This is a genomic window from Streptomyces sp. EDA2-14 (assembly GCF_054963755.1).
This window is the reverse complement of record NZ_JBUEGE010000005.1, coordinates 36,753-55,810: the sequence shown is the minus strand read 5'-3', so window position 1 is coordinate 55,810 and position 19,058 is coordinate 36,753. Positions and strand designations below refer to the sequence as shown.

16 protein-coding genes are annotated in these 19,058 nt (G+C 71.6%); 7 read left to right on the top strand and 9 right to left on the bottom strand.

Annotated features, from left to right (window positions below):
• Positions 1-196 precede the first annotated feature (196 nt).
• The 5 genes from ACY34M_RS15760 to ACY34M_RS15740 form a co-directional block, all read right to left on the bottom strand.
• Entirely contained in the window at positions 197-955 is a 759-nt protein-coding gene (locus ACY34M_RS15760) for a maleate cis-trans isomerase family protein (RefSeq protein WP_462717154.1), read from the bottom strand.
• Positions 956-1,035: 80 nt separating this feature from the next.
• Positions 1,036-2,475 carry an alpha/beta fold hydrolase gene (locus ACY34M_RS15755; protein WP_462717155.1) on the bottom strand — a complete coding sequence of 480 codons (1,440 nt, stop codon included), beginning with the start codon at positions 2,473-2,475 and terminating at the stop codon, positions 1,036-1,038.
• A gap of 4 nt (positions 2,476-2,479) precedes the next feature.
• On the bottom strand, positions 2,480-3,130 hold the full coding sequence (locus ACY34M_RS15750) for an isochorismatase family protein (protein ID WP_462717156.1): 651 nt from the start codon (positions 3,128-3,130) through the stop codon (positions 2,480-2,482).
• A gap of 25 nt (positions 3,131-3,155) precedes the next feature.
• Positions 3,156-4,427 (bottom strand): FAD-dependent monooxygenase, encoded by a 1,272-nt coding sequence (locus ACY34M_RS15745; protein ID WP_462717157.1) that lies wholly within the window; start codon positions 4,425-4,427, stop codon positions 3,156-3,158.
• A gap of 63 nt (positions 4,428-4,490) precedes the next feature.
• Positions 4,491-5,522, bottom strand: coding sequence for a hypothetical protein (locus ACY34M_RS15740; RefSeq protein WP_462717211.1), 1,032 nt, complete (start codon positions 5,520-5,522; stop codon positions 4,491-4,493).
• A 361-nt stretch (positions 5,523-5,883) separates the two neighbouring features.
• Between ACY34M_RS15740 and ACY34M_RS15735 the strand changes: the two genes are divergently transcribed.
• On the top strand, positions 5,884-7,098 hold the full coding sequence (locus tag ACY34M_RS15735; protein ID WP_462717158.1) for a beta-ketoacyl-[acyl-carrier-protein] synthase family protein: 1,215 nt from the start codon (positions 5,884-5,886) through the stop codon (positions 7,096-7,098).
• Between the two features lie 9 nt (positions 7,099-7,107).
• On the opposite strand, the gene ACY34M_RS15730 is transcribed toward ACY34M_RS15735, so the two are convergent.
• Positions 7,108-7,884, bottom strand: coding sequence for a class I SAM-dependent methyltransferase (locus tag ACY34M_RS15730; RefSeq protein ID WP_462717159.1), 777 nt, complete (start codon positions 7,882-7,884; stop codon positions 7,108-7,110).
• A 292-nt stretch (positions 7,885-8,176) separates the two neighbouring features.
• On the opposite strand from ACY34M_RS15730, the gene ACY34M_RS15725 reads away from it, so the two are divergent.
• Complete coding sequence (locus tag ACY34M_RS15725; protein ID WP_462717160.1) at positions 8,177-9,118, top strand: sugar-binding transcriptional regulator; 942 nt, start codon at positions 8,177-8,179, stop codon at positions 9,116-9,118.
• A gap of 7 nt (positions 9,119-9,125) precedes the next feature.
• Here ACY34M_RS15725 and ACY34M_RS15720 read toward each other — a convergent pair whose 3' ends face one another.
• The 3 genes from ACY34M_RS15720 to ACY34M_RS15710 form a co-directional block, all read right to left on the bottom strand.
• Positions 9,126-10,502, bottom strand: coding sequence for a phosphatase PAP2 family protein (locus ACY34M_RS15720; protein WP_462717161.1), 1,377 nt, complete (start codon positions 10,500-10,502; stop codon positions 9,126-9,128).
• A 115-nt stretch (positions 10,503-10,617) separates the two neighbouring features.
• Complete coding sequence (locus tag ACY34M_RS15715; protein ID WP_462717162.1) at positions 10,618-11,307, bottom strand: GntR family transcriptional regulator; 690 nt, start codon at positions 11,305-11,307, stop codon at positions 10,618-10,620.
• A complete protein-coding gene (locus tag ACY34M_RS15710; protein WP_462717163.1) occupies positions 11,304-12,809 on the bottom strand; it encodes a chlorohydrolase family protein in 1,506 nt (501 codons plus the stop codon). Before ACY34M_RS15710 ends, ACY34M_RS15715 begins: the two co-directional genes overlap by 4 nt.
• 276 nt (positions 12,810-13,085) lie before the next feature.
• Here ACY34M_RS15710 and ACY34M_RS15705 point away from each other — a divergent pair, with 276 nt between their 5' ends.
• The 5 genes from ACY34M_RS15705 to ACY34M_RS15685 are packed head-to-tail and all read left to right on the top strand — an operon-like array spanning position 13,086 to position 18,963.
• Positions 13,086-14,123 (top strand): ABC transporter permease, encoded by a 1,038-nt coding sequence (locus ACY34M_RS15705; protein WP_462717212.1) that lies wholly within the window; start codon positions 13,086-13,088, stop codon positions 14,121-14,123.
• 33 nt (positions 14,124-14,156) lie between these two features.
• Entirely contained in the window at positions 14,157-15,899 is a 1,743-nt protein-coding gene (locus ACY34M_RS15700; protein WP_462717164.1) for an ABC transporter substrate-binding protein, read from the top strand.
• Between the two features lie 6 nt (positions 15,900-15,905).
• The gene (locus ACY34M_RS15695; RefSeq protein WP_462717165.1) at positions 15,906-16,907 is read left to right on the top strand and encodes an ABC transporter permease; all 1,002 of its coding nucleotides are present in this window, start codon (positions 15,906-15,908) and stop codon (positions 16,905-16,907) included.
• A complete protein-coding gene (locus ACY34M_RS15690; protein WP_462717166.1) occupies positions 16,907-17,926 on the top strand; it encodes an ABC transporter ATP-binding protein in 1,020 nt (339 codons plus the stop codon). Before ACY34M_RS15695 ends, ACY34M_RS15690 begins: the two co-directional genes overlap by 1 nt.
• Complete coding sequence (locus ACY34M_RS15685; protein WP_462717167.1) at positions 17,923-18,963, top strand: ABC transporter ATP-binding protein; 1,041 nt, start codon at positions 17,923-17,925, stop codon at positions 18,961-18,963. The genes ACY34M_RS15690 and ACY34M_RS15685 overlap by 4 nt, the downstream gene beginning before the upstream one ends.
• Positions 18,964-19,058 lie beyond the last annotated feature (95 nt).

The window sequence follows — 19,058 nt, the reverse complement described above, 5'->3', positions numbered from 1 at the left end:
TCGGGGACGAACTGCGACGGGAGGTGCCTGAGTTGCCGATGAGGCGGGGTGAGCGGGGCGGTGCGGGAAGCTGCGGTGGAAACCGTCAGTGCGCGAACGGTTCGGGGCCTGTTCGGCGCTGTCCGGGAATGGAGGTAATCCGAGCACGTACGAATGTGCTTGGCAAGGGGTCGCGCACGGAGTTAACGCGGTGGTTTCACGGCGCGGTCGGGGCGGCCAGCAGGCTGCCCGCGTTCGGGGCCACCGGCGGCAGCCCCAGCTCGGACAGGATGCGGAACGCGGTGGCGGTGGCCGCCGACAGGACCGGGAGGCCCAACTCGTCCTCGACGGGCTGGATCGCCGGCAGCGACGGCATCTGTACGCAGGCCGACAGCACCAGCGCCTCCGCGTCGCCCAGCTTCAGCCGCTTGTAGTGCTCGCGGAGGTCCTGCGGGTCGAGCCGGGCGACGGCCAGATTGTCCGGCACCTCCAGGCTCAGCGCGTCCACCACCTCGACGCCCGCGTCCTCGATGTAGTCGGCGACCTTGCGGGTCAGCGGTTTCATGTACGGCGTGACGATGGCGACCTTCTTCGCGCCGAGCGCGGCGATCCCGTCGAGCAGCGCGCCGGCGCTGGAGACCACGGGGACCAGCGCCTCCTGGGCGCGCAGCACGTCCTTGATCTCGTCCTCGGCCGTGCAGTGATGGCCGGGTCCCTGCGCCATGATGGCGACGAGGCAGGCCGTGGCGACGACGTCGGGGCGGGCGTCCGCCAGCTCCAGGACGGCGCGCTCCGTCTGCGCGTTCATCGCCCGCAGCTCCTCCGGCGTGACGTGCTTCATCCGCATCCGGCTGCTGTGGAAGACGAAACGGTCCTCGGGGGCGACGGACTCGCGCGCCCGCAACAGTCGGGGGAGCTCGGTCTCCATCGTGAGGTTCGAGCTGGGGACGATCATCCCTATGTGGTGATCCGGCATGGTTCACTCCAAGTTTTGAGGCATGCCTGATGAGGGCGGGGGCCTGAATGTGTGTTGCGAAAAGGGTCGGTCGCGAAAGGTCAGTGCTCCTGGCCGAGCCGCTCCCAGTGGTCGGCGAGGACCGCCAGGTGCCGCAGCACCTCGCCGCGCTGCTCCGCCGGGATCGGCCGCAGCAGCTCCTCGTCCAGCTTGCGCGCCCGCAGGTTCGCGTCGTGCACCGTGGCGCGGCCCTCGTCGGTGAGGTTGAGCAGCTTGCGCCGCGCGTCGGCGGGGGAGGGCGTGCGGGACAGCAGGCCCCGGTTCTCCAGGCGCCGGGCGACATCGGCCATCGTCGAGGTGTCGAGCGCGGCCAGGGCGGCGATGGACCGCTGGTCGCAGCCGGGGTTCTCGCCGACGATCTGCAGCACGGCGAACTGCGGCCCGGTCAGCGTCGCGTCGACGTCGTGGAGCCACGCGGCGAGGTACGCCTGGTACATCCGGCGGGCCAGGAATCCGGGGGCGTGGCTGAGTTCGTCGGGCGTGGCGACGTCGTCGGCCCGGTCGGGAGTGGAGGGCAAGGTCATGGCACCGCTGTCGTGTGGAGGAATCGGTTCGTGCGCCGGCTCCGGGGACAGGGTCTGCCGCAGCGCGGTGCGCAGCAGCTCCAGGGCCGGTGCCGGGTTGTCCCAGAAGACCATATGTCCCGCGTCCGGGATGCGAACCAGGCGCGCGGCGGGGTGCGCGGCGGCGGCCTCCGCGGCGCCCTCGGCGGTGACGACGGGGCTGTCGGCCCCGTACAGCAGCGTCGTGGGCGCGGGCACGCGCGGCCACCAGGCGAAGAAGTCCTCGCTCTCGAAGCCCCGGTGGGCGCCCTCGATCGCCTCCAGGGCGCAGCTGGCGAGCCAGCGGGCCCGCAGCTCCAGCTCCCGGCGCGGCCAGGTCGGCCAGAAGCCGCCCACCTCGTCGGCATCGGTGCCGCGCCGCGCCTGCGACAGCTGTCGGGTGAACGCCGCGAGCGTCGTCGGGTACGGTCCCCGGCCGGGCCCGCTCATCGGCGGATCCACCAACAGCGTCCCGCCGAGCGGGACCTGACCGCGCACCGCGGTGGCGGCGGCGATCCGGGCCCCCATCGAGTGCCCGAACAGCACCGGGTCCGCCAGCTCCAGCTGCTCGATCACGGCCTCCGTGTCGGCGGCGAGCGCGTCCAGGGAGTGGTCCTCCGCGTCGTCGCTGAGTCCGCGCCCGCGGATGTCGAGAACCAACGGGCGCGCCAGGTCGGTCAGTTCCCGGGCGACGAAGTCCATGGTGATCGCCGGGCTGGTGATGCCGGGCAGGACCAGCAGGGGCACGCCGTCGCCGCCGTAGTCCAGGACGTGCAGCCGCACGTCCCCGCTGCGGACCCAGCGGCTGACCGCCGGGATGTCGGCGAGGTTTGCGAGGCCGGGCTGCGTCAGGTAACGCTCCCGCGACCGAGCCCCCCGATCCGCCACTGAAGCGGCCTGCTTTCCGTTGTCGTGTGCGGCCCCGGAAGACGCGTCCATGGTCTCAAACTCCCCTCGTCGTCAGGTACTTCACCACGTCCTCGTGGCCGACGACATCCCCGTACTTGGCCTGGATGTCGAAGAGCGCCGCCTCGTGCGGTCCCGCGGCCCGGTCGCCGCAGGCCCCGGCGGGCACGAGAACCGGCCAGCCGTGCTGCACGGCGTCCACCGCCGTGGCGCGCACGCACCCGCTGGTGGTGGCGCCGCAGACGACCGCCGTGTCGCTGCCACGGCCGGTGAGCAGGGAGGCCAGCGCGGTGCCGAAGAACGCCGACGCGCCCTTCTTCACGATGAGATGGTCTGTCTCCTCGTACGGCAGCCGGGGGTCGAGGGCGACGGCCTCGCTCCCCTCGCGCAGGGCGCGCAGGCCGGGCGCCTTGGCGAGCCAGGTGACCGCGTCGCCGTCGGCCTCGGCCGCCGTGTAGGCGATGACCGTCCACACCACGGGGACGCCGCCGGCGCGGGCCGCGCGCACCAACTCCGCCGTGGCCTCGACGGGGGCGGTCAGATCGCTGCCGGTGGCGAAGCCCGGCTCGGTGAAGCCGCGCGTCAGGTCCACCACGATCAGGGCCGGGCGGTGGCCGCGGGCGACGGCGGCGCCGAAGCCGGCGCGCTCGTAGACGCGGTCGGTCGCGGGATCGTACGGGGTGGGCACGGGACCTCCGGGGGGCCGATGCGGATCAGTGGTGGTGGCGGTAGGCGAAGGACTCGTCGTCGGAGGTGTCCAGCGGGGTGCCGCGCCAGAGCCACTCGTACGACACGTCGGACTCGCCGTCGTAGCGCTCGCCGAGCTTGGCGTCGCGGGCCTGCTGGTCGGGGCCGTCGGGGTAGCGGTAGAAGACCTGGTTGCGCAGCGAGGCCTGCTGCACCATCCCGGCGTGCCGGGCACGGCGGTTGACGTACCGCTGCAGCGCCCCGGCGATACCGTCGCGGGTCACCGCGCCCAGCTCCTCGGCGAGCACCGCCCCGTCCTCCATGGCCTGCGAGGCGCCCTGCGCCTGGTAGGGGAGCATCGCGTGGCAGGCGTCGCCGAGCAGGGCCACCTGCCCGTCGACCCAGTTCGGGTCGCGGCGGCGGTGGTAGAGCGGGAAGCACGTGATGTCGCCCTTGGCCTTGGCGAGCATGGCCGGGGCGCGGTCGTCCCACTCCGCGTACGCGTCGACGAGCATGTCGGTGGTGCCCATGAAGGTCTGCTTCTCGCCGTACTCGTCCTTCCAGGGCACGCAGCCGACGATGTTGAGCCACTCGCCGCCGCGGATCAGATAGTGCACGAGGTGGCGGCCGGGGCCGTACCAGATGGTGCTCTGGTAGCGGTCGAAGAGGAAGCGGGTGGCGGGGTCGGCGTGCAGCAGCTCGCCGGGGATGAGGGTGCGGAAGGCCATGTCGCCGGAGAAGACCAGCGTGTCCTCGGCGCCCATGAGGTCGCGGACGCGGGAGTGGATGCCGTCGGCGCCGATCAGGACGTCGGCCGCGTGCCGGGCACCGTCGGAGGTGACGGCGACGGGACGGTCCGGGTGCGTACGGTCGAGTTCCACGACGCGCGCCCCGGTGACGATCTCGACGGCGGGACCCGGGCCCAGCGGGTCCGTGCACGCGTCCAGGATGGTGCGGTGCAGATCGGCGCGGTGGTAGTGCCAGTAGGGGGCGTTGAACTCCTCCTGGACGCGGCGGCCGAGCGGGGTGAGGCCGATGATGCTGCCGTCCTGCCAGCGGCGGCGCACCTGGTCCTGCGGCTCGGTGCGGATGGCCTCCAACTGCTTGCGCAGGCCGAGCCGCATCAGGACCCGGCTGGCGTTCGGCGCGGTCTGGATGCCGGCGCCCACCTCGCCCAGCTCGGCGGCCTGTTCGAGGACGGTGACGCGCAGTCCCTTGTGGCGCAGGGCGAGTGCGGCGGTGAGGCCGCCGAGGCCGCCGCCGACGACGGTGACTTCGTAGGACTGGCTGAGAGGCAAGACTCCTCCAGGGATGCGGCGTTGGGGTGGGGATCCGGAGTCGGGACGGGGATCCGGGAAGGTTCAGCCTTCGACGAGGTGTCCGTCGGTGACGACGTCCGTGCCGTCGAGGCTGACCGTGCAGCCGCGCATCGCGATGTCGAGGTGGGCGTAGGAGTCTCGCTGGAGGTGCGGGTGCGGGCCCGTGGACCACAGGAAGTTGCCGGCGAAGGCGCGGGCGTCCATGCCCATCAGTTCGTCCTTGCCGTACATCGCCGTGGCGAACCAGTCGGCGCTCTTCATCAGGCCCCAGCCCATGTGGGAGAGGCTGCGGGCCCACTTGTCGTGTGAGTCCTCGAAGAAGGTGTTGAGCAGCTTGGCCTCGGCCCCGCCGGTCACGTCCTGGATGTGCCCGCCCGAGACGTGGAGCGTGACGGGACGCTGCACGTACTCCTTGAACGGCAGCAGGATGTCGCCCTCGGCGAGCACGATCCGCCCGTCCGAGATCTCCGGCCAGCACAGCACCATGGTGCTCGGCCAGTGGTCCCAGCGGCCGGGGTCGTCGGCGAAGCCGGTCTGGAACTCCGGGTGCGAATCGGCCAGTTGGACGGTGAGGTCGGTCCCTGCGGCGGAGGTCACCCGCATGACCCCGGCGGCGCGCACCCGGTCGACACCGTCCTGGACGCGCGCCTTGTCCCGCTCGTCCGGCAGATTGCGGATGAGGACGTCGGGGGCGTCGCAGACGAAGATGATGCGGGTGCCGGTCTTGAGGATGTCCTGTTGCAGCGGGGCGTGGATGAACCCCTCGCGGGTCAGGTCCACGACCAGGTCGGCGGCCTTCAACAGCTCTTGCGCGGCGGTGTCGTTGAGGACGGACACGAGGCCGGGGCCCGCGCCGGTGTGGGTGCTGGGCAGCGGGGCCGGGCTGCCGCCGGGCACGGTGGCGGACACGACGTGGGCGCCGAGGCTCTTGGCCGCTCCGAAGGCGGCCGCGACGTAGTCGCCACGGCTGCCGGGCTCGGAGAGCACGACGACGTGCTCTCCCTCGCGGACCTTGCACAGCTGCAGTTCACGGGTGAAGGCGTCGAGGACGTCGACGGACGAGAAGTCGAACATCGTGGTGTTCCTCCGGGAGACGAGCGCGGACGTACGGGGCACGTGCGAGTGGTGCGGAGGGTGCGAAGGCATGCGGGACGACCGCGGCGGACGCCGTACGAGGGCGTCGCCGGGGGTTCTGCCGAACCCGCCTGCCGAGATAATCCGAGCACGTACGATCTCGGAAATCAAGGGGTCGGGTGCCGAGACCGGGTCGGTGGGGGACGCGTGATCGCACTGAGGCGCACTTGTCGGTTGCCCACAATGTCTCGCACCCGAATCGGTCGACTCCATCCCTGATAACAACAGCAATCGCTGGAAGGATCGCCATGAGAACAGGAACGCCGCTATGTAGCATCTGAACAATGCAAGGAGGCCCCAGGTGACTCGGAACGGTCGCGTGCAGGTGACGGGCGTCGGTGCGATGACGCCGCTGGGACACGATGCGAAGTCGTCATGGGCGGGGATGCTCGACGGCAGGTCCGGGGTGCGGGCCCTGGAGGAGGAGTGGGCCGCGGAGCTGCCCGTGCACGTCGCGGCCGGGCTCACGGTCGACCCGGCCTCCCTGATGCCGAGGCCCGAGGCCAGGAAGCTCGACCGCGGCGAGCAGCTGGCCCTGCTCAGCGCGCGGGAGGCGTGGCAGGACGCCGGCGCCCCGCAGGTCGAACCGGAACGGCTCGCCGTCGTCATCGGCACCGGCACCGGTGGCGTGCTCACCACGCTGGGGCAGGACGACCTCTTCGAACGCTCCGGGATCCGCCGCCTCTCACCGTTCGCGGTCCCCATGCTGATGCCGAACGGTCCCGCGGCCTGGGTCAGCATGGACCTGGGCGCGAAGGGCGGCGCACGAACCCCCGTGAGCGCCTGCGCGTCCGGGGCGGAGGCCCTCGCCCTGGGGCAGGACCTGATCCGCGCCGGACGGGTCGACGTGGTCGTCGCGGGCGGCGTGGAGGCGTGCCTGCATCCCTTCACCCTCGCGGCGTTCGCCCAGATGAAGGCCCTGTCGACGCGGTCCGAGGACCCGGAGGCCGTGTCCCGCCCGTTCGACGTCGGGCGGTCCGGGTTCGTCATGGGCGAGGGCGCGGGGATGATGGTGCTCGAACGCCCCGAGTTCGCGCAGGCCCGCGGCGCACGCGTCCACGGCACGCTGGCCGGCAGCGCCGTGAGCTCCAGCGCCGACCACATCACGGCCTCCGACGCGGACGGCCAGTGCTTCGCCATGGACCTGGCGCTGCGCGACGCCGACGTGACCCCGGCGGACATCGGGGTCGTGCACGCCCACGCCACCTCCACGGAGTCCGGTGATGTGGCGGAGGCCGAGGCCATCGGCCGCGTCATCGGCGACCACGCCGCGGTCACGGCCACCAAGTCGATGACCGGTCACATGCTCGGCGCCTCCGGCACGGTGGGCGCCATGGCCGCCCTGCTCGCGCTCAGGGACGGTGCGGTGCCGCCCACGCGCAACCTCGACACACTCGACCCACGCGTGGACCTGGACGTCGTCCACGGCGAACCGCGCACGGGGAAGTGGCAGGCCGCGCTGGCCAACTCGTTCGGCTTCGGCGGCCACAACGTCAGCCTCGTCTTCACCGGCTGACCGAGGGGCCTACGCGTCGACGCGCGCCACGAACAGCGGCTGGAAGAAGCCGGTTTCGTGCGGTGCGCGCCAGGCGCCGCCGACGAACCCGGCCTCCGCCGCGAGCCCGGCCAGCCGTTCCTGAGCGAGCGCCCAGTACGTGGACCGACGGACCCTGACGCGCCAGTCGCCGTCGTCTGGGAGCAGCTGAAAATGCTCCAGGTCGTAGTGCTCGCCGTCGTCGTGCCAGTGCCAGAGCTGAAAGGTGACCGTCCGCTCCCGCTCGCCGGAGCCGTCGGCCGGCGGGTGGACCTGCGGGGGCATCGACGCGGGGCGCTCGCGCAGCAGATCCTCGTACGGGCGCGTGCTGACCAGCAGCAGGCCACCGGGCCGCAGCACGCGGCGCATCTCGGTCAGGGCGGTGCGCACGTCGGGCGCGGTGAGCAGGTGCGGCAGCGAATTGTCGGCGCACACCACCACGTCGAACCGTCCGTCGGCAAAGGGGAGTTGTCGCATGTCGGCGGCGGCCGTGCGCAGCCTCAGCCCCCGGTCCTCGGCCTCACGGGTGGCGCGCGCCGCGGCGCGGGGGCTGAGGTCGGCCCCGGTGACGCGGTGCCCGCGCAGCGCGAGGCCGACGGCCTGTGTGCCGATGCCGCAGGAACAGTCGAGCACTTCTGCGCCGTCCCGGCCGATGGCGGCGTCCAGGGCCGCGCCCTGCCGCCTGAGGCTCGCGTCCCAGTCCGGGTAGATCAGGTGGTAGTCGTCGGCCAACTCGTCGTAGAAGCGCGCCACGCTGGGTTCGGACATGGCGCGAGGGTACCGTCGTCGATTCGTGTCATCCGCGCCCGAGCCGCTGCCCGAACGTCCGGTGCCGGGGACGGACCACCACGCTGCCGTGGGCCTTGCGGCCGACGAGTTCGATGCGCAGGACAGCCGGACGCCCCGGGGGCGCCGGATTCCCTGGGAACACAGGAGCGTCGGCACCGTCCCGGCCGGGTACCGGTCGTCCGCGTCTCTCCGTGGCGCCGGGAGCCGTACGCTCCCTCCGTGGGCCGGGAAGCGGATGCGGCGGCCCGCAGGACGACGAGGAGGGCGCCAAGTGGACGCTCGGGCATGGGAGTCGTTGCGTGCGGCCGAGGCCGCGCGGTTGCGGTACGTCGAGGGCCTGCCGGTCGCGGAGGTCGCCGAGCGGCTCGGGGTCAGCCGCTTCAAGGCCGGGCGGCTCGTCCAGGCCGCGCGCGAACAAGGGCTCGTACGGATCGTGCCGCCGCCGCTCGCCGATCCGGAACGCTCCGCCGCGCTGCTGGAGCGGTACGCGCCGCACGGCCTGGAGCGCGCCCTCGCCGTCCCCGCGGGCGCCGGACGGTCAGCCCTTGACCGGGCCGCGGCCGAGGCGGTGGAGGACACGGCGCGCGCCGGAGACGTCCTCGGCTTCGCCTGCGGCCGCACCGTCAACCGCGTCGTCGCCGCCGTCCAACGCCTGCCCGACTGCGACGTCGTCCAGCTCACCGGGCTGACCGCGCCCGGCGACGTGAACGACGGTTCGGTGGAGACGATCCGTCGGGCGTCCCGCCTGGCCCGGTCGACCGCGGTGCCCGTCCACGCGCCGATGGTGCTGCCGAGTCTCGCCGACGCCGAGGCGCTGCGCGTGCAGCCCGCCATGGCCAAGGCCCTCGCCCGTCTCGACCGGCTCACCGTCGCGCTGATCAGCGTCGGTGCCTGGCAGTCGGGTGAGTCCCACCTGTTCGACTCGCCCGCCCTGGCGGAGAGCGACCGGGCGACCGCGACCCGGCGCGGCGCCGTCGCCGAGTGCGCCGGGCACCTCGTCGACGCGGCAGGCCGCACCGTCGCCCCCGAACTCGTCCGCCGCTGCATGGTGGTCCCGCTGGAGCGGCTGCGCGCGGCCCGCGACGTCGTCGCCGTCGCCGCCGCCACCCGCCGCGCCCACGCCGTGGACGCGGCGCTGCGCAGCGGAATCGTACGGACGCTGGTCACGGACACCAACGTGGCGGACGCCCTGCTGGCGCACCCCGCGCCCTGAACGGGCGCTAGGCGAGCTCCGGTTGCGGGTCCGCCGTGCCGGCCTTCGGCTGGGGCGGCGGCGGGGGAGCGGCCCGCGGATGCCACTCCCGCGTCGTCCGTACGTAGAGCATGACCACGGAACCCGTCAGCACCAGGAGCAGCGGGCCGAACGCCCAGGGGTGAGCGGCCATGTGCGTCGGCAGGTAGCGGTAGGACACCAGCAGCAGGGTGAGGACGGCCGTCCCGTAGCCGACCATCAGCGTGGCCTGGCGGTCCCAGCCGCGGGCGAAGGCGCGCATCGCGGCCTCGATGGAGAGCGCGAACACGGTGCCGGCGAGCAGGTCCACGCCGTAGTGGTAGCCGAAGCCCAGGGTCGCGGTGAGCGTTCCGACGAGCCAGAAGGTGCCCGCCCAGCGCATGGCGCGGGAGCCCTCGCGGGTGTGGATGAACAGCGAGATGGCCCACGCGGTGTGCAGGCTGGGCATGCAGTTGCGCGGGGTGATCTCGTCGAACGGGAAGGGGTGCGGGACACCGATCGTGGGGAGGGCGTCCGGCCAGACGTTGGCGACCGCCCAGTTGCCGCCGTCCGCGCCGAAGGCGTAGAGCGGTCCGACGACCGGGAAGATCATGTAGATGGCCGGGCCGAGCAGACCGATGGCCAGGAAGGTGCGCACCAGGTGGTGGGCCGGGAAGCGGCGCTCCGCCGCCACGTGCCGCAGCTGGTAGAGGCCGACGAGGGCTGCGGCCAGGGGCAGTTGACCGTAGACGAGATGGAGGAAGACGCTGCTGAACGGAGAGGTGGCCTCGACGAGCCGGCCGACCAGCCACGAGGGGTTGGCGAGGGCGTGGTCGGCGGCGGCCACGTACTGGTCGAGGACCATCGGGCGGGTCTTCGACGTGATGAGGAGCCAGGTGTCGCCCGTCTTGTGGCCGAAGACCAGCAGCAGTCCGAGCCCGGAGCCCTTCAGCAGGAGCGATCTCTCCCGGCCCGTACGGCGCGCGAGACCGAGGCCCGCGACGCCGAGGATCACCCACAGCGCGCCGTTGCCGAAGTTCAGGTCGGCGCCGGCGATCAGCCGCACGAGCAGGAAAACGATGTCGACGGCGATCGCCGCGCATGCCGCGATCAGTCGCTGCCGCCAGGTGAGCACCACCATGGTGAGGGCCAGACCGGCGTAGAGCAGCGGGCCCGAGCGCGGCGCGAAGATCAGCTCCCGGGCCTCTACGGTGATCGGCCCCGGCTGCCCGTAGCGGCGCGCCACGAACTCCAGGCCGATGTGGAATGCGAGCGTCACGATGCCGACCGCGATCCACAGCAGGGTGCGCGGCCGGCGCCAGCCTGGCGTCCGGGTCTCGGCGTCCCGCTGACGCGGCAGGGATATGGGAGGTGGTGTGGTCTTCAATTGTCCGACTTGGTGGTTAGGTTCGGGCTGCGGGCAAGTGCACTGTTCTGGGTGATCATTGCAGTTCGAACATGCTAACGGTGGGTCGGGTCGGTAGATAGGGGCGCGTACGGGGCTACTCCGCGGGCAGCACCCGCGCCAACGTCCGCAGCACCGGCTCCCTTCGGACCTCGATGTGGGCGTACGCGAGCGCCTCGGCGAGCCGGGGACGGCCCTCGCCGATCGCCCGGCGGAGCTGGTCGTGCTCGGCGCGGTGCCGCTCCGCGCCGTGCTCGGTGGCGGTGAGCCGGAACAGCCAGTGCATCAGGCCCAGCGAACGCTGGAACGAGGACTGGAGCAGCCGGTTGCCCGTCATGCCGATCAGCTCCGCGTGGAAGGCCGTGTTCGCGGCGGCGATCCCGGCCGGGTCCGCGCTGCGGGTCGCCGCCTCGGCCTCCTCCATCACCGTGCGCAGGCTCTCGTCGCTGCCGCCGTCCGCGACGATCTCAGCCGCCCGGCGCGCCGCGAACACCTCCAGGCTCAGCCGCAGATCGAAGAGTTCCTCGACGTCCCGCAGGGTCAGGCGGCGCACGCGCGCACCGCGGCGCGGCTCCAGCTCGACGAGCCCCTCGGCGGCGAGCCGCATCAGCGCCTCGCGGACCGGAACCCGCGAGACGCCGAGCGCCTCCGCCACCTCGCGCTCCCGGAGCCGCGAGTCCGGCGGGTACGCGCCGGAGTGGATGCCGGCCCGGATCAGCTCCTCGGTGCGCTCCACCTGCGAGGCGGTCCCGGTGCCTGCTCCGGCGCCCTCTGCCGTGAGTGTCACGCGGGCGTCCCGCTCTCGGTCGTACCGGCGGCGGGGGCGTGGAACGCGGGGAACGTCGGCGGGAAGAGCACATCGGTGGCCCGGCGCTCGGTGTCGCGTTCGCTGTACGCCGCGCGCATCTTCTCGAACAACGCCTGTGCGTCGCGGGCCAGTTGCGGTAGGTCCGTGCCGGGCAGCGCGCCGTCGACGAGGACCGGGTCGCCCGCGACGACCGAGTCCGTGGCCTGCCGCGCCGTGCCGTTGAGCAGGAACGTGCGGACCGGGTCGTCCATGACCCCGTCGCGGATGTCGTCGAGGGAGAAGGCGACCAGATCGGCCTTCGCGCCGACGGCGATCCGGCCCAGGTCCTCGCGGCCGAGGGCGCGGGCGCCGCCCAGCGTGGCCGCCTCCACGTAGTGCTCGGCGGGCGCTGCGTCCGAGCGGCCCGAGGCGATCTTCGCCAGGTGCACGCCGACGTCCATGCCGCGGATCAGGTCCGGCGGGAAGGAGTCGGTGCCCAGGCACAGATTGACACCGGCCTCGCGGTAGGCGCGGAACGAGTGCAGCATCTCGCTGTAGCGCAGGGACGTCTGCGGGCAGTGGATCACCGAGACACCACTGCGGGCGAGCAGCGCCAGATCGCCGCGGTCCTCGCCGTGGACAGCCGGGTGGCGGTCGAGCAGCACCGTGTGCGGGATGAGCAGATTCGGGTTCAACAGGCCGTGCTTGTGAAGGAGTTCGAGCGGCGTCAGTCCGCCGTGCCGACGCTGGACGATCTCGCGCTCGGCCAGGCCCTGGAGCGCGTGCAGCCGGATCAGGGCCCCGCGCTCGCGCCCGATCCGGGCCGTCTCGCCGAGCAGTTCCTCGGTGAGGGTCTCGATGCGGCAGGGGAGCAGGACGCCGGTCAGCAGGGGGTCGTTCAGGCCGTCGATGTGGTCCAGGAAGCGGATCGCGTCGCGCAGGCCCGCGCGGCCCTCCTCCTCGTCGAAGGCCACGTCGCGGGTGCCGTCGGGCAGGACCACGTTGACGCCGGAGCGGTAGGCCGGGCCGAGGTAGCCGCGCAGGCCGATGCGGCGCGCGGTGTGCGCCATGTCGACCAGTTCGTCGTAGGGCTCGGCCCAGCGGCTGTGCACCTCCGAGGCGATCGGCATGAAGGTGGTGATGCCGTGCAGGGCGAGCTGAGCCAGCGCGTACTCGCGGATGGTGGCCCGCTCCTGCGGGGTGAACACGTCGTGACGGCGGTGGGTGAAGTAGTCGAGCGACCACTGCAGTCCCTTGCCGCGCTCGGGCCCGGCCCAGGAGTCGAGGACGAGGTGGTCCACGTCGGTGAGCGCGTCGAGGTCGATGAGCCCCGGCAGCACCAGGGAATCGCCCAGGTCCCGCTCCTCGTCGACCTCGCCCTCGTACCGCGGCCCGACGTAGATCACGGTGTCGTCCTGCCACACCACTTCGCCGTCCCGCAGCAGCGCGTGGCCGCCGTCCTGGTGGGCGAGGACGTGTCGGGCGCGCCAGCGGGTGCGCATAGGTGCCTCCTGTGCTCGGGCCTGCTCTCGGCCGGTGTGGACGCCGCCGATCGTACGAGTTGGTATACCGGGAGGGGAAGAGGGGGTCTGTGGCGTGGGGCGGGGCGGGCTGGGAGGTGTACGGATGTACCTAAATATCCCACCGTGAGGCTTACTTGGCGGTGCCGGTATACCAAAATCCGGATACCCCTATCGCTGCCCGCCGGAGTTGGTATACCGTCCCGGCCAACCTTCCCCCTTGCGCCGAATGGACCCTGCGACGTGACGGATTCCCCAGTGCTGCCCGCCCGGCCGCCCTCCGGCGCCGACGGCGACGAAGCGGCCAACTCCACCACGGAGACGGAGACTTCGGGCCCGCCCGTGGTCGCCGCCCGCTCCCTGATCGGCACCGCCTGGCTGCGCATCCGCCGCAGCCGGATCGCCCTCGCCGCGCTCGCCGTGGTGGTGCTGATGATCCTGTTCGCGGTGCTCGCCCCGCTGCTCACCACGATCGAGGGCCAGGACGCCTACACCACGAGCACCAGCCCCGACGTCCTGGACGACTACGGCACGCCGGGCCTGCCGCTGCCGTACTACCGCTACCCCTCCGGCGAGCACTGGCTCGGCCTCGAACCGGGCCTCGGCCGGGACATCTTCGCCCGCATGGCACACGGCGCCAGGGTCTCCCTCGTCATCGCGCTGCTCGCGACCGCCGTCTCCGTCGTCCTCGGCACCGTGCTCGGCGCCGCCGCCGGCTACTTCGGCGGCAAGGTCGACATGGCGATCAGCCGGGTCATGGACCTGTTCCTCGCCTTCCCGCACCTGCTGCTCGTGCTCTCCCTGACGCCGATCCTGCAGTCCCGGCTCGGTGACACGGCGCTCGGCAACGGCAGTCTGCTGCCGATCGCCTCACTGGTGATCATCCTCGGCTTCTTCGGCTGGGCCTATCTCGCCCGCGTCGTGCGCGGGCAGGTGCTGTCCATCAGGGAGCAGGAGTTCGTCGAGGCCGCCCGCGCGTATGGCGCCTCGCACCGCTCGATCATCCTCAAGCAGATCGTGCCCAATGTGATGGGCGTCGTCCTCGTCTACGCCACGATGATGATCCCCACCAACATCACGGCCGAGGCCGCCCTCTCGTTCCTCGGCGTCGGCGTCAAGGACCCCACCCCGTCCTGGGGCCAGATGCTCAACGCCGCCCAGCAGGGCAACTGGTATCTGACCGACCCCTGGTTCCTCGCCGTACCCGCGGGCGCCCTGGTGATCACGGTGCTCGCCTTCAACCTGCTCGGCGACGCCGTCCGCGACGCCCTCGACCCCAAGTCCTCCCGTGGCTGACCCCGCCGGACCCCGACCCTTCATGGAGCAGCAGTGAATCGACGCACCGTGGCGGTGCTCGCCCTGACGGTGGCCACCGGGATGACACTCACCGCCTGCGGCGCCCCCAAGCCCGCACCGGGCTCGGGCTCCCGCGCCCCCGAGGACGCCTTCGACCCGGTCAAGGTCGGCGAAGGCGACACGACCAGGGGCGGCAACGTCAACGTCCTGATGTCCACCGACTTCCAGACCCTCGACCCCGGCAACAGCAACTACGTGCAGACCGCCAACGTCGGACAGCTCTACTACCGCACGCTCACCATGGCGAAGGAAGAGGCCGGCAAGCCACCGAAGATCGTCCCCGACCTCGCCACCGACCTCGGGAAGGTCTCCAAGGACGGGCTGACCTGGACCTACACCCTGAAGAAGGGGCTGAAGTTCGAGGACGGCAAGCCGATCACCGCCAAGGACGTCAAGTACGGCGTCGAGCGCACCTACGCCCGCGACGTCTACACGCAGGCGCCGCAGGAACTCAACGCTGCCCTGTCCGACGACGGCTACAAGGGCCCGTACGCCAAGGGAGCAGCCGGTGACTTCAAGGGTATCGAGACACCCGACGACCGCACCGTCGTCTTCAAGCTGAAGCAGCCCTTCGCCGAGTTCCCGGCCCTGGTCTCCCGCTCCAACACCGCGCCCGTGCCGCGCGCCGAGGACACCAAGCTCGACTACACGAACCACCCGGTGTCCACGGGCCCGTACAGGATCGCGTCGTACGAGCGCGGCCGCGCCATGAAGCTCGTCCGCAACAAGCACTGGGACCCGGACACCGACCCGAACCGCAGCGCCCTGCCGGACACCTTCAGCTTCAGTCTCTCCACCGCGCAGTCCACCATCAGCCAGCAGCTCATCGCCGACTCCGACCCCACGGCCGTCACCCTCGACAGCGCGGGCGGACTCCAGGCCTCGGACGCGGCCAAGCTCGACCAGCCGAGCGTCGCCCGGCGCACCGCCTCCGGGATCATCGGCTGCACCGACGTCCTCGACTTCAACACCGAGACCATCAAGGATCCGGTCGTCCGCAAGGCCCTCGCCCTCGCCATCGACCGCAAGGCCATCCAACTCCAGTACGGTGGCGCCCGCTTCGGCAAGCTCACCCAGTCGTACATCAACGCCCAGCAGCGCGGCTACGTGAAGCAGCACACCGACCTCGACCCCACCGGCCAGCCCCGCCTCGCGGAGGCGAAGAAGCTGCTCAAGGGGCGGTCGTACCCGAAGAAGCTGATCTACGGCTACGCGGACGCCACACCCCGCTACAAGAACATGGGCACCTCGCTCCAGGAGAACCTGCGGCAGCTCGGCATCGAACTCGAACTGCGCCCCATCCCCGCGGCGAACTACTTCACGACCCTCGCCGGCAAGGCGATGCCGGACCTCGCCCGCAGCGGCTGGTGCGGCGGCGCCGACAGCGCCTCGGTGCGCACCACCATCGACCCCAACCTGGGCCCGAGCGTCGACGGCAAGACCTTCGGCTTCTCCAACATCCCCCGCTACCACGACCCGGAGATCGCACAGGCCATGTACGCGCTTCGCGGTGAGAACGGCACGAGCGAGGAACTGGGCCGCAAGTGGTCCAAGCTCTTCGACCGCGCCATGCAGGACTATCCGCTCGTCCCGTTGATCAGGAACGTCACGCGCAGCGTCGTCGGCTCCGACGTCCGGGGCGCGCAGGTCGGCTACTTCTTCGGCGGCATCGACCTGTCGACGGTCTCCGTCGCATCGCACCCGGGGAAGGGGTGACCTGACGTGCTCGTCTTTCTGACCCGGCGGCTCGGCGCCACCGTCGTCCTGCTCGTCGTCATCAGCTTCGTCACCTTCACGCTCTTCCAGTTCGGCCCCGCCGATCCGGCGGCCGCCGCCTGCGGCCAGGAGTGCACCCCCGAACGCGTCGCCGAGGCACGGGTCGCGCTCGGCATGGACAAGCCGTTCCTCACCCAGTACGTGAACTACATGTCGGGCCTGTTCCACGGCCGGATGATCGGCGTGCCCGGCGCCGAGTCGCTCTGCCAGTGGCCCTGCCTCGGCAAGTCCTTCCAGACGAACGAGAACGTCGCCGCCGTCCTGGAGCGCGCGCTGCCGTACACCGTGTCCGTCGCCGTCGGCGCCATCGTGCTGTGGACCGTCGCCGGAGTCACCCTCGGCACGCTCGCCGCGCTGCGCAAGAACAAGTTCACCGACAAGCTGATCGTCGGCGCCGCGTCCATCGGTGTCTCGCTGCCGATCCCGGTCACCGGACTGCTCCTGCTGCTGGTCTTCGTCTCGACCTTCGACGTGCTGCCGTTCACCACCAACGCCATCACCTCACCCTTCGGACCTGCCGGGTTCGACGGCTGGTTCCTCAACTACCTGCTGCCGTGGGTCGCGTTGGCCGTGCTGTTCAGCGCCCAGTACATCCGCGTCACCCGCAGCTCCATGCTGGAGACCTTCGGCGAGGACTTCATGCGCACCGCCCGCTCCAAGGGCCTGTCCAAGGCGGCCATGGTCGTCCGGCACGGCGCCCGCGCGGGACTCACCCCCGTCGTCACCATGCTCGGCCTCGACATCGGCCTGCTGCTCGGCGGCGCCGTCCTCACCGAGCAGATCTTCTCCGTGCCCGGCATCGGCTTCACCGCCGTCCGCGCCGCCCAGGCCGGCGATCTGCCCGTGACCATGGCGATCACGCTGCTCGCCGCCTTCTTCATCATCATCGCCAACGTCGTCGTCGACGCCGTCTACGCCGTCATCGACCCGCGAGTGAGGGCCGCCTGATGAACCGTTCCCCCGACGAACCCCTGCTGCGGATCAGAGATCTGCACGTCGCGTTCCCCACCGACGACGGACTCGTGCACGCCGTCAACGGCATGGACCTCACCCTCGCCAAGGGCGAGACCGTCGGCATCGTCGGCGAGTCAGGATCCGGCAAGACCGTCACCAGCCAAGCCCTGATGGGCCTGCTCAAGGAGACCCGCGCCCGGGTCAGCGGCGAGATCCTGCTCGACGGCACGGACCTCAACACCCTGACCGAGGACCGGATGCGGGCCTGGCGCGGCAAGAAGATCGCCATGATCTTCCAGGACCCGCTCTCCGCGATGCACCCCTTCCACACCGTCGGCGACCAGATCGCCGAGGCCTACCGGGTGCACAACAAGGTGTCCAAGCGGGCCGCGCTCGCCGTCGCCGTCGACATGCTGGGCCGCGTCGGCATCCCCGACCCGAAGCGGCGCGCCCGCGCCCACCCGCACGAGTTCTCCGGCGGGATGCGGCAGCGCGCGATGATCGCCATGGCCCTCGTCTGCGAACCCGAACTCCTCATCGCCGACGAGCCGACCACCGCCCTCGACGTCACCGTCCAGGCGCAGATCCTCGACCTGCTCGGCGAACTCCAGCAGGAGACCGGCACCGCCGTCGTCATGGTCACCCACGATCTCGGTGTCGTCGCCGAGGTCTGCCACCACGTCGCCGTCATGTACGGCGGACAGTGCGTGGAGCGCGGCAGCGTACGTGAGCTGTTCCGCGACCCGCGCCACCCGTACACGCAGGGGCTGCTCGCCTCCATGCCGACGCTCGGCGACGACGGCGAACGGCTGCGGCCCATCCCCGGATTCCCGCCCGCGCTCACCGCGCTGCCCGCCGGTTGCCTGTTCGCCGACCGCTGCCCGCAGACCCACCTCGTACCGGACGGGCTGTGCCACGGCGAGCGGCCCGCGTTCGTGACCGGCGGAGCCGCCGACCATCCCTCCCGGTGCCACCAGGAGAACCTTGCCACCGCCGGGGAGGCCGCGCGATGACATCCACGTCCGCCGAGACATCTGCCGAGACATCTGCTGAGACACCGCTGCTCGAGGCAGAAGGACTGACCAAGCACTTCCCCGGAAAGGGCGGGCTCTTCGGCCGCGGCGGCGCGCCCGTCAAGGCCGTCGACGGCGTCGGCTTCTCCGTCGGCGCAGGACAGACCCTCGGCCTCGTCGGCGAGTCCGGCTGCGGAAAGTCCACCACCGGAAAGCTGCTGATGCGGCTCCTCGACCCCACCTCGGGCACGATCCGCCTCGACGGCCGCGACATCACCACCATGAACCGGTCCGAGGCCCAGGAGTACCGGCGCCAGGTCCAGATGGTGTTCCAGAACCCGTCCTCCTCCCTCAACCCCCGCCAGTCCGTCGGCTCCGCCATCGCGGCCCCGCTGCACGCCCAGGGCATCGACCCGCCCGGCGGCGTCAAGACCCGGGTGCGCGAGCTGATGGACCGCGTCGGCCTGCGCCCCGACCACTACAACCGGTTCCCGCACGAGTTCTCCGGCGGCCAGAAGCAGCGCGTCGGCATCGCCCGCGCCCTCGCCCTCGAACCCCGCCTCATCATCTGCGACGAACCGGTCTCGGCCCTCGACGTCTCCGTGCAGGCGCAGGTGGTGAACCTCCTCCAGGACATCCAGGCAGACACCGGTGTCTCCTACGTCTTCATCGCCCACGACCTCTCCGTCGTGCGGCACTTCGCGGAGCGGGTCGCCGTGATGTACTTGGGAAAGATCATGGAGAGCGGACGGACGCGGCAGGTCTTCGACGACCCCCGCCACCCCTACACCCGCGCCCTGCTCTCCGCCGTTCCGCAGCCGGACCCGGAAGCGGACCGGGGCCGGAGGATCCGGCTCACCGGAGACCTGCCCACGCCCGCCGACCCGCCCTCGGGCTGCGTGTTCCGCACCCGCTGCCCGCTGCGCCCCACCCTCGACGGGGCCGAACAGGCGCGGTGCTCGGGCGAGACACCACCGGTGGCGGCCGCCGGGGAGCCCGCGTGCCACTTCGCGGACCGGGTCCTCGCGGCGCACTGACCTGACGACGCACCACCGACACCACCTCACACCACACTTCCCACCGCACTTCACACCGCACTTCCCACCGCACTTCACATCAAGCTTCACTACCG

Bases quoted from the DNA above. Each gene is read 5' to 3' on its own strand.
- ACY34M_RS15755 (WP_462717155.1), bottom strand. From the start codon at position 2,475: ATGGACGCGTCTTCCGGGGCCGCACACGACAACGGAAAGCAGGCCGCT.
- ACY34M_RS15690 (WP_462717166.1), top strand. From the start codon at position 16,907: ATGAACCGTTCCCCCGACGAACCCCTGCTGCGGATCAGAGATCTGCAC.
- ACY34M_RS15730 (WP_462717159.1), bottom strand. From the start codon at position 7,884: ATGTCCGAACCCAGCGTGGCGCGCTTCTACGACGAGTTGGCCGACGAC.
- ACY34M_RS15710 (WP_462717163.1), bottom strand. From the start codon at position 12,809: ATGCGCACCCGCTGGCGCGCCCGACACGTCCTCGCCCACCAGGACGGC.
- ACY34M_RS15740 (WP_462717211.1), bottom strand. From the start codon at position 5,522: ATGTTCGACTTCTCGTCCGTCGACGTCCTCGACGCCTTCACCCGTGAA.
- ACY34M_RS15685 (WP_462717167.1), top strand. From the start codon at position 17,923: ATGACATCCACGTCCGCCGAGACATCTGCCGAGACATCTGCTGAGACA.
- ACY34M_RS15760 (WP_462717154.1), bottom strand. From the start codon at position 955: ATGCCGGATCACCACATAGGGATGATCGTCCCCAGCTCGAACCTCACG.